The 12,460-nt window shown below is 69.2% G+C and carries 14 protein-coding genes and 1 pseudogene; 10 read left to right on the top strand and 5 right to left on the bottom strand.

Annotated features, from left to right (window positions below; genetic code table 11):
* Positions 1–146 precede the first annotated feature (146 nt).
* Together IEZ08_RS34555 and IEZ08_RS34550 are read left to right on the top strand one after the other, a co-directional pair.
* The gene (locus IEZ08_RS34555) at positions 147–1,160 is read left to right on the top strand and encodes a DUF4037 domain-containing protein (protein ID WP_229803841.1); all 1,014 of its coding nucleotides are present in this window, start codon (positions 147–149) and stop codon (positions 1,158–1,160) included.
* An 88-nt stretch (positions 1,161–1,248) separates the two neighbouring features.
* On the top strand, positions 1,249–1,440 hold the full coding sequence (locus IEZ08_RS34550; RefSeq protein ID WP_068923700.1) for a CsbD family protein: 192 nt from the start codon (positions 1,249–1,251) through the stop codon (positions 1,438–1,440).
* 213 nt (positions 1,441–1,653) lie between these two features.
* Here IEZ08_RS34550 and IEZ08_RS34545 read toward each other — a convergent pair whose 3' ends face one another.
* Positions 1,654–1,983 (bottom strand): DUF3817 domain-containing protein, encoded by a 330-nt coding sequence (locus tag IEZ08_RS34545; protein WP_068923699.1) that lies wholly within the window; start codon positions 1,981–1,983, stop codon positions 1,654–1,656.
* A 120-nt stretch (positions 1,984–2,103) separates the two neighbouring features.
* Here IEZ08_RS34545 and IEZ08_RS34540 point away from each other — a divergent pair, with 120 nt between their 5' ends.
* From IEZ08_RS34540 to IEZ08_RS34515, 6 genes are all read left to right on the top strand, one after another.
* Positions 2,104–2,394, top strand: a complete 291-nt coding sequence (locus tag IEZ08_RS34540; protein WP_141704005.1) for a hypothetical protein — start codon at positions 2,104–2,106, stop codon at positions 2,392–2,394.
* Positions 2,391–2,777, top strand: a complete 387-nt coding sequence (locus tag IEZ08_RS34535; protein ID WP_203863628.1) for a TipAS antibiotic-recognition domain-containing protein — start codon at positions 2,391–2,393, stop codon at positions 2,775–2,777. Before IEZ08_RS34540 ends, IEZ08_RS34535 begins: the two co-directional genes overlap by 4 nt.
* A 178-nt stretch (positions 2,778–2,955) precedes the next feature.
* Positions 2,956–3,309, top strand: coding sequence for a MarR family winged helix-turn-helix transcriptional regulator (locus IEZ08_RS34530; protein WP_342342457.1), 354 nt, complete (start codon positions 2,956–2,958; stop codon positions 3,307–3,309).
* 821 nt (positions 3,310–4,130) lie between these two features.
* Positions 4,131–4,568, top strand: coding sequence for a hypothetical protein (locus tag IEZ08_RS34525; RefSeq protein WP_141704003.1), 438 nt, complete (start codon positions 4,131–4,133; stop codon positions 4,566–4,568).
* 224 nt (positions 4,569–4,792) lie between these two features.
* Positions 4,793–4,969 (top strand): WD40 repeat domain-containing protein, encoded by a 177-nt coding sequence (locus IEZ08_RS34520; RefSeq protein ID WP_176728503.1) that lies wholly within the window; start codon positions 4,793–4,795, stop codon positions 4,967–4,969.
* A 492-nt stretch (positions 4,970–5,461) separates the two neighbouring features.
* The gene (locus IEZ08_RS34515; protein ID WP_068923694.1) at positions 5,462–6,367 is read left to right on the top strand and encodes a S41 family peptidase; all 906 of its coding nucleotides are present in this window, start codon (positions 5,462–5,464) and stop codon (positions 6,365–6,367) included.
* A gap of 321 nt (positions 6,368–6,688) precedes the next feature.
* Here the strand turns inward: IEZ08_RS34515 and IEZ08_RS34510 are convergent, their stop codons facing one another.
* Both IEZ08_RS34510 and IEZ08_RS34505 read right to left on the bottom strand, forming a co-directional pair.
* Positions 6,689–7,144 carry a DUF932 domain-containing protein gene (locus IEZ08_RS34510; RefSeq protein ID WP_084780119.1) on the bottom strand — a complete coding sequence of 152 codons (456 nt, stop codon included), beginning with the start codon at positions 7,142–7,144 and terminating at the stop codon, positions 6,689–6,691.
* A gap of 44 nt (positions 7,145–7,188) precedes the next feature.
* Positions 7,189–7,452: pseudogene (locus IEZ08_RS34505) on the bottom strand (transposase family protein); the annotation flags it as partial.
* A 751-nt stretch (positions 7,453–8,203) separates the two neighbouring features.
* On the opposite strand from IEZ08_RS34505, the gene IEZ08_RS34500 reads away from it, so the two are divergent.
* Together IEZ08_RS34500 and IEZ08_RS34495 are read left to right on the top strand one after the other, a co-directional pair.
* A complete protein-coding gene (locus IEZ08_RS34500; RefSeq protein ID WP_068923692.1) occupies positions 8,204–9,412 on the top strand; it encodes a DUF6461 domain-containing protein in 1,209 nt (402 codons plus the stop codon).
* 581 nt (positions 9,413–9,993) lie between these two features.
* Positions 9,994–10,482 carry a DnaJ family domain-containing protein gene (locus IEZ08_RS34495; protein ID WP_084780118.1) on the top strand — a complete coding sequence of 163 codons (489 nt, stop codon included), beginning with the start codon at positions 9,994–9,996 and terminating at the stop codon, positions 10,480–10,482.
* Positions 10,483–10,592: 110 nt separating this feature from the next.
* Here the strand turns inward: IEZ08_RS34495 and IEZ08_RS34490 are convergent, their stop codons facing one another.
* Positions 10,593–11,354, bottom strand: a complete 762-nt coding sequence (locus IEZ08_RS34490; protein ID WP_189243854.1) for a MerR family transcriptional regulator — start codon at positions 11,352–11,354, stop codon at positions 10,593–10,595.
* 213 nt (positions 11,355–11,567) lie between these two features.
* Positions 11,568–12,014, bottom strand: coding sequence for a hypothetical protein (locus IEZ08_RS34485; RefSeq protein ID WP_141703999.1), 447 nt, complete (start codon positions 12,012–12,014; stop codon positions 11,568–11,570).
* Positions 12,015–12,460: the final 446 nt, after the last annotated feature.

Genomic DNA, 12,460 nt, shown 5'->3' with positions numbered 1-12,460 from the left:
CGCGGCTCTCGTCGTCGTGGCCGAGATGCGTGATGCGCCCGCCGCCCGCTGCCCGTCGCGTCCGGGTGGGGGAGGGCGGGCGCGGGGAAAACCGGGTGCGCGGGAGAGGGGCGCCAGGCAGAGTGGGCGGAATGATGTCCAGTTTCGTGCCTGGTTTGGAGCTGTCGCGTGACTTCTACACCGAGGTCGTGCGACCCGTGGTCACCGATGTGCCGCACAGCGCCGCACTGATCGGCGCGGGGTCGGAGGTCCTGGCGTTCGACACCGAGCGCTCCACCGACCATGACTGGGGGCCCAGGGTGGTGTTGTTCGTCGACGCCGAGGCGGCCGAGGAGGTGCGGCGGGTGGTCGCGGCGCGTCTCCCCGCGTCCTTCGGCGGTTACCCGACCGTCTTCGGCGGACGGCACGGGGTCGAGGTCGCCGGGCCGGGGCGGTGGTTCGCCGGGCGGCTCGGCTTCGATCCGTGCCGCGAGCCGTACGGGCTCACCGCCCTGGACTGGTTGTCGGTCCCCTGGCAGCGGCTGACCGAGGTCACCAGCGGAGAGGTCTTCCACGACGGGCTGGGTGTGCTGGAACGGGCGCGCGCCGCGCTGCGCTGGTACCCCGGCGACCTGTGGCGCCACGTCCTGGCCGCCCAATGGCGGCGCCTGGCCCAGGAGGAGGCGTTCCCGGGGCGGTGCGGAGAGGTCGGCGACGGCCCGGGGTCGGCCGTGGTGACCGCCCGGCTGGTACGCGACGTGATGCGGCTGGTGCTGCTGATGCGCCGCCGCTACCCGCCCTACGCGAAATGGCTCGGCAGCGCCTTCGCCCGCCTGTCCGGCTCCGCCGAGCTCGGCGACTCGCTGTCGGCGGCGCTGGCCGCCACGGACTGGCGGGAACGGGAGCGGCACCTGGGCCGCGCGTACGAGCGGGTGGCGGCCCTGCACAACCGGCTGGGTCTGACCGGGCCGCTGGAGACCTCCGTGCGCTCCTACCACGCCCGGCCCTTCCAGGTCATCGGCGCCCAGCGGTTCGCCGACGCGCTGACGGCCTCGATCACCGATCCGGCCGTGGCGGCGCTGCCGCCGGTCGGCTCGGTCGACCAGTTCGCCGACTCCGCCGACCTGCTGACCCATCCGGGCCGGTGCCGTGCCGTGACACGTGCCGTCCTGGACCTGTGACCCGTACCCCGTGAGCGGCCGTGTTTACCTCGGGGTGCCCCGGATAGGTGATCGGACAGGCGAAGGGCGCCGTGACGAAAGGACGACCATGGGGACCGACGACAAGATCGCGAACAAGGCCGAGGAGCTCAAGGGCCGGGCCAAGGAGAACGTGGGAGACCTCACCGACGACCGGGACCTGCAGGCCGAGGGCCGGGCCGACCAGACCGAGGGCAACCTCAAGCAGGCGGGCGAGAAGGTCAAGGACGCCGGGAAGAAGATCAAGGACGCTTTCAGCTGACCCTCCCGAGATCCCCCGCGCGGGCCCGCGGCCGCCGGAGGCGGTGCGGCGCGCGGGCACGGGACGGTGGTGCGGCCCGCGGGCGCGGTGGGGGCGCCGCCCGCGGGCATGGACCGGCCCCGGCGGAGCCGACCTGCGCCGCACCCGGCCGGGACCTGCGGCCCGCACGCCCGCAGGCTCATGCGTCCACCCGGCCCGCCTGCCCGACCGCGTCTACGCGGCGACGGATTCGGCGGCGCTCCCGGCGGTGGACGCGCGGAAGCGGGCGATCACGCGCCGCTCGAACCACAGCGAGGTGAACGGGGGGATGGCGCACGCCAGGCCGAGCACCACGGTGCCCAGGCTCCAGCGGGCCACGCGGGCGGCGGCGAACGCCCCCGCGACGTACAGCACGAACAGCGCGCCGTGGATCGGACCGAAGATCTTCACGCCGAGCTCACCGGTGGCGGCGATGTACTTGAAGTACATGCCGACGAGCAACCCCGCCCACGAGAACGCCTCGGCGATCGCCACATAACGGAATAGACGCAGTGCGGTGGGCACGGGGAAGCCACCCTTTCTCAACGACCTCGGGGAACGGCTCTCCAGCCTAAGGGCAGGCCGGTGCGGTCCCGGCCGGGAGGGTGGGCGGCGCCGCGCGCCGTAGAGGGTGTCTGAAAAGTCATGATCGAAATGCGCCGAGGCGGTGCAGGAGCAGCATGCACATCACGGCTGCCGCCAGTGGTGGTGGACCCCTCTGTCAGCGCGGGCCTGTCCGTCAGCCGGCTCGCGCAGGAGATCCACCCTTCAGGAGGCGCCCGGGGCTGCCTGGTGTTCACCCAGCTCGCGCTGGTAAATCGTTTGCCAACCTGGTTCCGGCATGCCATGGTTCGTCATGCCCAGCGGTCGATCATGGTTGCCTATCCAGGCAACCACTCCAGGGACGTTTTCGCCGGAAAGGCGCGAATAAATTGACAGGCATCAAGAACATGGATGAACAGTACGCGGATCTCTGCCGGAAATTCCTGGCCGAGGAGCAGGATCGGAGCCTGTCGGCTACCGGCGGCTGGGCCCATGTCGACAAAGATCAGGTCCACAAGGATTGGCATGATCTCTACAGCGAGATGGCGAGCTGCCTGGATGGGGCACAACCGGCGGATGACCACATCCAGCTGTTCATTGACAGGCACTTCGAGATAGCCTGCCGTTTCTACACCCCGACCAAGAATGCCTATATCGGTATGGCGATCTTTTATTCGGAAGACTCCGCCATGAAGGAATTCCATAATTCCTACCATCCCGATATGGTTGACTTCCTGGGCGATGCCATATATGTGTACGCCCAGAAGAGACTCTGAACCTCTCAGGACTCGGATAAGTCGGGCGCCAGGCTGGCGACGGCGTCGCCGGCCTGCACAAATGTTACGGCTCGGGGCTCGACATCGCCGGGCGGCGAATCAAGCGTGAGAAGGCCAGATCCGCAAGCTCGCTGGAGCCCGCCATGCTCCGGCCGACTGGATCCAGCGCGCCAGGATCGTGATGCTGAGCCTGCTCATCGAGCGGGACGGACGCAGCCAGCACCAGCTCGCCGAGCCGCTGAACGTGCATCGCAACGTCATGGTCGGCCTCGTCGACGAGCTGGAGCAGCGCGGCCTGATCGAGCGCCGGAGGCATCCGGTCGACCGGCGCGCGCACGCCGTGCACCTGCTGCCCGCCGGCCGTGAGCTGCACGCCGAGGCGGATGCCGTGGTGACCGAGTTCGAGGCGGAGATGCCCGGCGGGCTGTCCGCCGAGGAGGCAGCCACCTTCGTCGGACTGCAGAAACGGGTTCCCGAGCACGTGGGCATCAGCCATGGGCTGCATCCCGGCCTACAGGGCGACCTGCGGTAAGGGCCGGCCGCCCCGGCGGCGAACCCCGGTAGCGACCGGCCCGACCCGCAGTCGGCTCACGACGCAGTCGGCGGTCTCCTGGATGTACTGAGCCTGGTTGCCGAGGGTCGCCTACAAATCCCTGGCATCTGCGAGGGTCTCGTGGACGGCGCCGGTGGAGGCCTTGACGCCGGTGACGATGGTGCGGATGGATTCCCCGCGCTGGCGGCGGGCGAGGATAGCCGCGTTTGCCGCCAGCGACCACGAGGCGGTGGCCGCCCCGGACGCGGCGGGCCGCCTCCAGGCCGTTCCTTGGCCTTGCGGACGATGCCGCGGCGTCGGTCCTCGGACAGGGCCCTGACTGTATGGCATCCTGTCCTTCGCGCTGGCTCCGGAATTTCGCCTGCAGGGCCCGGTGCCGGATCGCGCCGCCCTGGCCGAGTGCTTCGTGACCAGGCTATGTCGATGCAAGAAGTCCAGTTTCACCGAGTTCACCTCCGCCTGACCGTATTCGCCGAACTCCTGGCATGCGTCGGCGCCCTCGAGTGTGCTTCCGACTCGAGTGTGCTTCCGATTGTCTGCGCGAGCTGCTGGCTGATCTTGGGGTTCATGTCGAGCCGGAGAGTCGTGACCGGCGGCGTTTCCGCCTTAATGGGCTGGTGTTGCGATCACCAGAAGAACGCGACAAAGCACTTGATGCCTTATTCGACCGCTATGCATCGGAGGTGTGCCTGGGGTCCTCCATGACGTGGATGCCGATCTGGGCATTTTGCAGAAAAGGTGACAAAGAATCCTATATCTGACAGTAACTTCATTGCCTGCCGGACGTCAGGATCGTTCCGTTGTCCGCTTCAGGTCAGGTCACTGACGCGATCGCGGCCGTGTTCCCATGTCACATCATCGCTCATTCGGCCCGTACGCCCTGGCAGGGCCTCTCGCGGCTTTGCTGTGGGTGGCGGCGGGCCGGTGGCCCGCAGCTCGCCGGCGGCGATGTGGCAATGGCGTTTTACGGCGATGTGTTTCGCCCGGTGGGGGAGTCGCTGCCGGCGGTGGACGCCATGGCGATCCTGGCGGACATGGTGGGGGTGGACCGGGAGCGGGTTCAGGACTGGATCACTGTTGCCGATGCCGCCCGGGTGCAGCCATCCGGTGGATCTTCCTGTGCTCTGCGTTGGAGGTTCTCCCTGCGGGTCAATCTCCGAGAGGGTTCCTGCCCTGAGCGTGGACACCGGGCGCACACCATCGACAACCCCTTCGGTGTGAACTCGGGGCCCGGTTGAGGCCCGTACATCGCCGTTCATGGGGCTACCAGCGATGACATCCACCTCCAAGCCAGTCCCGAGCCCGATCTTCTACATCCAGGGGTGTGACTGAGATCCATCCGCGGCAACGCCGATCCGTGTCCCGCCGTACGCTTCTCCTGGGCGGACTTGGAGCCCCGGCCGCGGTCGGCGTGCCGACCGTGATCGCTCTCCTTCCCAGCTCGGCCCCCAATCCGGCGCCCGTGTCCGTCGATTTCCCCCGCTTCACCCCCGCCCCCACCCCCGAACTGGTGGCCGAGTCCATCGTTCTCACCGGGCGCATCGACACCGTTGAATCGCTAGCCTTCAGCCCGGACGGCAAAACCATCGCCGTCGGCGGCGACGGCACGGTGCGGTTGTGGCCAACGGCGAAGCACTGACTCCCGGACTCGGTCCACGTAGCGGGAGATCATCATCCACCAGGTGCCCGCCCCGGGAATAGGGTAGCTGCGGCTGCTCTACCTGACCGCGCACTCAACGATGAAGCTGCGCCTCGACGTTGAGGCCGCTCAGGGACACCGGGCGCATGATCACCAGCTACTCCTGGCCCCACCTACTGGCGGTTTGTGGCTCCGTCCATCAGCGGCGATCAAGGCTTGATCACCGGTGAGACTTGGCCCCACCCCAGCGTCCGTCGTTCCCGAGGCCGGTGCGGTGGGGGCGGGCTTTCGGAGTGGTCGGGCTGTGCCGCCGGTGACCCGGGAGTGAAGAGCAACCGCTGACGCAACGGGTGGGCGAGCGTCGCGAACTGCCCGGGCGCCCCGATCTCCAGAACATCCTCAGGAGGCGGCAAGTGGGAAGGCTGATCACGCATACCGAAGGCGTCTAAGCGTCTTTGACGTTTTCATAAGGGCAGTGCTCTACTCCCTGCCATGACGACTCTGACGAATCTTCAGCCTGCCCCTGTCATCGACGAGACAGCCCGACTGCTGACTGAGCACTACGTTTTCCCTGAGATAGCCGAGCAGCTCGCCGGCCTGCTGAAACGACGCCTTGCCGAGGGTGCCTATGACGTCGGCGGGGCCGAGGAACTCGCCCGTCTGGTCACCGCGGACCTGCAGTCCGTCAACGACGACAAACACCTGAGACTCAAGCACCACGCCGACTCGGTGTCCCCCCAGCAGGGCGCAGCAACCCTGGAGTCCATCCGCCGAGACTTCGACACCTCACTGGGCGGTGCGCCCCGGGTGGAACTGCTCGACGGAGGAGTCGCTGTGGTGGAGCTGGCGCCGATGCTGTTCCCGCTGGAGTGGGCCGCCGAACCGCTGAGCGCCGCGCTCACCTTGGCCTCCCGCGCCCGGGCGCTGATCGTGGACCTTCGCAACAACCGGGGCGGCGACCCGGACGCCGTCGCCTTCGTCTGCAGTTACCTCCTGGACGAGCGCACCCACCTCAACACCATGCACTGGCGCAGAGGCGAGCGCAGCGAGCAGTCCTGGAGCCTGCCGTACGTTCCCGGCGCGCGTTTCGGCGGCAGCAAACCGTTGTACGTGTTGTCCGGTGACAGCACGTTCTCCGCCGCTGAGGAACTGGCCTACGACCTGCAGCAGCTCGGCCGCGCCGTTGTCGTCGGCGAGCCCACCCGCGGCGGCGCGCACCCGTGCAAGGGCTGGACGGTGCACCCCCATCTGGAAGTCACCGTCCCCACCGGCCGCGCCATCAACCCCGTCTCCGGCACGAACTGGGAGGGCACCGGTGTGCAGCCGGACGTCCCGTGCGCTGCCGCGGGATCCCTCGACCAGGCACACGCGCTGGCCCTGGCCCGACTGGCAGGCTGAGGCAGTCGGGTTCATCGGCCGCGTGGTATCGAACGTCGCTCTTGATCAAGGCGACTGGAGCTCCGGGCCTGGCACCAGACCGCGCTGAGGCCGGTACCAAACTCATGCTTCAAACCAGGCACCCCGGGGTGGGGCCAGTTCTCACCGGACATGAATCCGCTTCATCCCGGTGGGTCCAGCGGACTTCGTCAGGGGCCAGAATCCGTTCCTCAACTCAGGCGCAACCGTCTCGATCTCCTCAAATGCCGCGCCCCGGCTCTTGCTCCCCGTCCGGTACGGCGGGGCGGCCCGATTCTCTGCTCGGGCCGCCCCGGTAGCAGGTCAGCGGCGAGCCAGCAGCATCAGCCGCTTGTGCGCGGTGGCATCCTGCTCGATCGGCCACAGCTCGTCGATCAGGGCGCGCATGTCGTCGATGAGGATGTCGGTGCGGGCCAGAGTGGTCTCTTCGGCCGCCCCCTGCCGGCAGTAGACCGTGGTCAGGCCGAGGGTGCGGCGGGCCTCGCCCAGGCGGTCCAGTGCTCCGGCGGCGTGCCGGACGCTCCAGCGGGTGTAGGCGTCGCGGACGGCGAAGCGCTCGGTGTTGGCGCACACCGGCCGCCAGGGGGTGATGAGGACGCGGGCGGGGCTGCGGCCGTCGTGGCTGTTGAGCATGACGACGAACGGCACGATCTCGTCGTGGATGCCGGCGGCATCCACGCGCACCGATTCGGGCAGGCGCAAAGAGACGAAGACACGCTGGCCCTCGTGCAGGGCGCCAATAGAGTGAGCGTTTTTCATCCTGAGTAGCGGTCCTCTTCGATGATCTGCAGGACGACGATGGCCTAGACGATCGCGCCGGCGCGGCGCGGGCAGCAGCGCAGCCGGACCAGTACCTTCCAGGCATTCAGAGTCGCGGCGGCGCGTTCCCCGATTGCCCGGATGCGGACGTGGGAGCGGTTGACGGACTTCTGGTGGCGCGACAGGCGCGGCCGGTGACGGTGGAGCTTGAACGGCGTGCGGATCGTGCCGCCCGCGCCCTGATATCCCCACTCGGCGAAGACCCGGACCCTGGCACCGGTGAGGGCGTCGATCAGGCCAGTCCGCCGGGGCGTGCCGACGATTTCCGTGTCCCGGGGAGGGCGCCGACGTGGCGGGGGCTCGCGCTCGACAAGGTTGACACCTACATCGACCCGATCGGGGTGGCCGTCTCCCCCGACGGGACGGTCTGGATCGTGCACAACAGCAGGGGCGGAGGGTACAGGCCCGGCCACCTTCGCCGCTGAGACGGTTCGGCCTGGTGGACCTTCGACATCCCGGCGGTGCCGTTCAGCGGGCCCTTCGCCCCGCACTCCAACCCTCACGAGGTGGAGGATGTGGCCGTGGTACCGGATCGGGGGCGCGGGGGGGCGGACGCCGAACGGGCCGGCCTGTCCGGGCAGCGTGGCCCCGAGTTGAGCGGTGCCGCCTTTGGCCCGGCAGGGGGCTCCTTGTAGACCGCCGATACCGTCCGCCGCTGCCTCATCCGCTTCCACGACCCGAACCTGCGGTCCCCGCGCCAACCGGCCGATCACCTCGGCCCGCCGGACAGCCACCGCCCACTCCTGCGCCGAAGCCGTCAGCACACCCAGCTCCGCCACGCCGCCGACCATGCCGACCTCACCGTTGTGCACACGACGATCGGGAGTGTCCGGTGAGCGACCTCCTGCCGGACGCTATCTGCAGTTCGTTCGTCGTCCCGGATCTGAGCTGGAACTCCTGGGCCGGACGTGCGACAAGCCGATCCTTTCTACCGTCGGGGATGTCGGATCCGCCTGCCATACTCACCGCGATCATGACAGGGAAGGAACGAGGGGACCGATGCGCAAGATCACGTCCGCAGATTACGCGTGGGAGAACGACTGGCAGATGGAGATCTACACCGTCACCTTCGTTCGCGATCTGGACGAGCGCGAGACGCTCCGGCGGTTCGGCGTGGTCGACGACAACATCCACCCGGCAGACGACGGAGAGGTCGTGGAGCGCATCGAGGAGACCGAGGGCCGCTGCGACAGGGTGCTGGTGACCCGGTCCGGCGATTGGACGATCGCTTTCGAGTACGACGGCTGGGAGGGGACCCGGCCCGAGACCCTGCGCGAGCTGACCCGCAACGGCGGTGAAGCCGTCTCCGTCATGCGCCACAACTACGCCGCCTCGCATGACTTCGAACATGCCGTCGACGGCCGGATCCGTACGGCCTTTCGCCCGCAGACACCGCAGGAGCGCTGGGGCAGCCACCCCGACGCGCTCAATGAGGACATGCGCGAGCTGGGCCTGGAGCCCGAGCCGGACGAGGAGTTTCAGTACCTGTCCGACTCCATTCCCGCCGCCCTCGCCCTGGCCAGCCGTATCTGCGGAGTGCTGTTCACCCCCGCGCTGCTGGACGGGCCGCTGCTGGGCGGGGTCATCACCGATCCGGTTCCGAGTGATCCCCCGAAAGGCGACCCGCTCGCCCGGCACGCCCTGCGGGCCATCGACCGCAATCTCGCCGAGGCCATCGACGGGGCCTCCCCTGACCTCCAGCGGCGGGCCGCGATCGCCGAGGCCCACCGCCAGTGCGGGCTGGCCGGCGTGGCCGGCCACCCGGTGCTCACCGAGGCGCTCGCTTCGGCCGAGCGGGGCGAGACGCCTCCGGCCGGCTATGACTCCCCGCTCGCCGCGCTCATCCGCAGCTACGAGTCGGAGCTGACCGGCCATCCGATCGACAGCGCCACCGGCCAGTGGATGACGAACCCGTCCGCCGATCCGCGCCGCCCTGCGGGCGAAAGGCGCAAGATCTTCTCCATCGATCCCGCGACCGGCATGCCGGCCTGCCCGAGCTGCAGGTGGCATCACCGCCCGGGTCAGGAGGAGCGGGAGGCGGTACGGCCTCGCTGGCAGGCGGCGGTGGCGGTGCGCCATGCCCTGTCTCCCGATGCCAGGAGAGCCGCCTACAACACCCACTTCGCCCTGGTCTACGGGGATCAGGTCATGGCTGACCGCGATCACGCGGCGGCCGTCGCCGCGATGCTGCGCACCGCCCCGGCATAACAGCCCCCAGTTCTGCAGACCAGGATGGCACACGCGTGCCGACCGCCGGCTCCCACGGTCCGCAAGCGACATCCGGCTCCCGCCTGCGAAAGCAGCGGTCTTCCCGTCGGTCTTCGCGGCGTCCGCGCCCTGCCGAGCCGCGGCGGCCGCCACCAGAGCCAACCGCGCCGATCACTTCGACCCGGCGGACGGCGACCATCCACTCTTCCGCCGAAGCCGTCAGCACACCCAGTTCCGCCACGCCGTCGACCATGCCGACCTCACCGTTGTGCACACGAGTACGGACAAAGATCGACGGTAGTGCACGGGAGTACGGGGCCCTGTTGTAGCGGAAGGGGCGGTGGTGCTGCCGGTCCGCACGATCGAGCGCTTTGCCTGCTTGATGCATCTATGAGCCGATCAAGGCTATCTGCCGCGCGACTACGAGTATCTGATCACGATGTCGGAGAGCGTCATCTACGTCGCGATGCGCATGCTGCTCCTGCACCGCCTCGGTGCATTTCGATCATGACTTTTCAGACACCTTCCCCCGCTGGTTATCCTCGGAAGTGACGGCCGGTCGTGCGGCGGGAGGTGGGCCCTTGACGGAGCGCAAACCGCTCGGGATGAACTTCGAGACCTGGATCGACCGGCAGATCCGCGAGGCCACCGAGCGCGGGGAGTTCGACGACCTCCCCGGAACCGGCAAGCCCATCCCCGGCGAGGGCAGGCCGGACGACGAGATGTGGTGGATCAAGCAGAAGATGCGGGCGGAGAACCTGTCGTTCCCGCTGCCCGGAACGCTCGCACTGCGCAAGGCGGCCGAAGAGGCCCGGACGGAGGCGGTGGGCGCGCGGACGGAGGCCGAGGCCCGCGGGATCATCGAGAGGATCAACGCCGAGATCCGCGAGAGCTACGGCAAGCCCCTGTCCGGCCCGCCGGTGGTCCAGCCGCTCTTCGACGTCGAAGAGGTCGTCGGGGACTGGCGGGCCCGCCATCCCGTCCAGGACGTTCCGGCCCCCGGGGAGAAGCCCGGTCCCGCAGCGCACGGCGGACTGCGCTCCCTCCTGCGACGGCTCACCGGCGGCTGAACGGAGACGGAAGCGGGCCCTTCCCAGGAGGAAGGGCCCGGGATCCGGACCGCGCGGACGACGGGACAGCCGGTCACGGAACGGTCGCCGCCGGGCGGATCTTCCCGGCGTCACGCCCCGGCGCGGCCGGCGTTGGCGTGGATCGCGTCGCGGATGTACTGCGTCAGACCGGGTGCGAGCGGCTCGTAGTTGGCCGCGAAGCGCGGGTCGGCCACGTACATGTCGCCCAATCCGCGGTGGATCTCGTAGGTGCAGTCATAGCACCACCGAGTGAGATGCGCCCGGTGTTCCTCGGCCAGGTCCATGGCGACCTCGCTGTCGGCGGGCAGCCCTCCGGTGAACGCCCTGGCGAAAGCCTCGGTCGTCCGGGCCGCCTCGTCCGTGAACCGCTTCCAGTCGTCCTTGGTCATCTTCGCCGTGCGCCGCCGCGACTGCTCGAACGCCTCGGTGCCGCCCCAGCGTTCCTCGGCCTCCGCCTCGTGCTCCTCCGGACGGAAGTCGCCGAAGATCTCGAAGCGCTCCTCCGGCGTCAGTGAAATTCCCATAGTGTTCGCCTCCATGGCGCGTTCAACGGCCGCGGCCATCTCCTGTAACCGGTCGATGCGCCGGCTGAGCAGCTCGTGCTGGCGTCTGAGGTGCGTCAGCGTGTCGGTGCCCGGGTCGTCGAGGATGACCGCGATCTCTTCGAGGGGGAATCCGAGTTCCCGGTAGAACAGCACGTGCTGCAGCCGTTCCAGGTCGGAGTCGGTGTAGCGGCGGTAGCCCGACGCCGTCCGCTGCCCGGGTGACAGCAGCCCGATCTCGTCGTAGTGGTGCAGCGTGCGGACCGTCACCCCGGCGAGCCGGGACACCTGTCCGACCGAGTAACCCATGACCGTCCCCCTTCTCCCTTACGCGCTCCAGAGTGCGGCCTCCCGTTACGTGAGGGTCAAATCGGTTGCGCGGCCATGGGCCCGACCGGCGGGACCGTCCGGTCTCGTCGGCCGGGAAGCTCCCGAGAGGTCCCAGCGGAACGGCCAGCGGGTGAGGCGGTGCCGGCCGCCGCGACGGCGACGACGGGAGCGGACTCCGGGCGGGCCGGCGCGTCAGGCCGGCTGCATCGTCTGCGTGGTCACGGCCGGCAGCGCCGTCTTCGGCGTGCGCTCACGCACGTCCTCGGCGCGGATCGCCAGGACCGCCGGCGGGCTGCCCAGATCGCCGTAGGCGGCGGTGACCGCGGCGGCGACCACCGCGCGGGCGGCGGCGAGGACCTGCCTGGCCACCGGTTCCGGCGCGTCCACCTCCAGCATCCCCAGCACTGCGGCGAAGCGCAGCTCCTCGACCACCGGCACCGGTGATCCGGGCTCGGCCGGAGCGACCAGCGGGGCGTCCAGCCAGAACACACTGCCTTCCAGCCGCCCGGCGAACGACGCGCCGCCGGGGGCGGGCAGCACCGCGACCGCGTCGGCGACCTGCCGGCCGAACGTCGCCAGATCCGCATCCGGCGGCAGATCGGTCGTGACCAGCACCGGGATGATCATTGTGGGGGTCACGGCGACCTCCTTCTCATCAGCGCCGATGTTACCAAGCGTCACCGGGGCCGGCAGGGGTTCGCGGCGCCCGGCACGCCGAATCGGCGGCCCGCGTCGTCGGAGAGCGTCGAGGGGGCTGCCGACGGGGCTGTCGACGGGGCTGTCGTGCCGGGACGCGAGGACGAAGTCCAGAAGACGGGAAACGTTTACTGATCATCAATCCAAGATCACCCAGATGTCCGCCGACGATCTTTACGTTTGGGGCGTTTGTGCACTGCCCCCCACCGCACGCGGAAGGACACTCATGCGCATTCCCGCTCGGGCACTCGTCGTCGCGTTGGCGACCGCCCTGGCGCTCAGCAGCGCGAACGTGACCGGCACCCCCGCCTTCGCGCAGGACGACGACGCCACGCTCGCCGCTCTCACGCAGGTCGTCCCCGAGATCGTCGAAGAGGCCAGGGCCGTCC

The sequence above is a fragment of the Planobispora rosea genome, assembly GCF_014648175.1.
In the GTDB taxonomy this organism is placed as follows: domain Bacteria; phylum Actinomycetota; class Actinomycetes; order Streptosporangiales; family Streptosporangiaceae; genus Planobispora; species Planobispora rosea.
The sequence above is the reverse complement of the archived record's forward strand: the minus strand, read 5'-3'. Positions and strand labels throughout refer to the sequence as shown.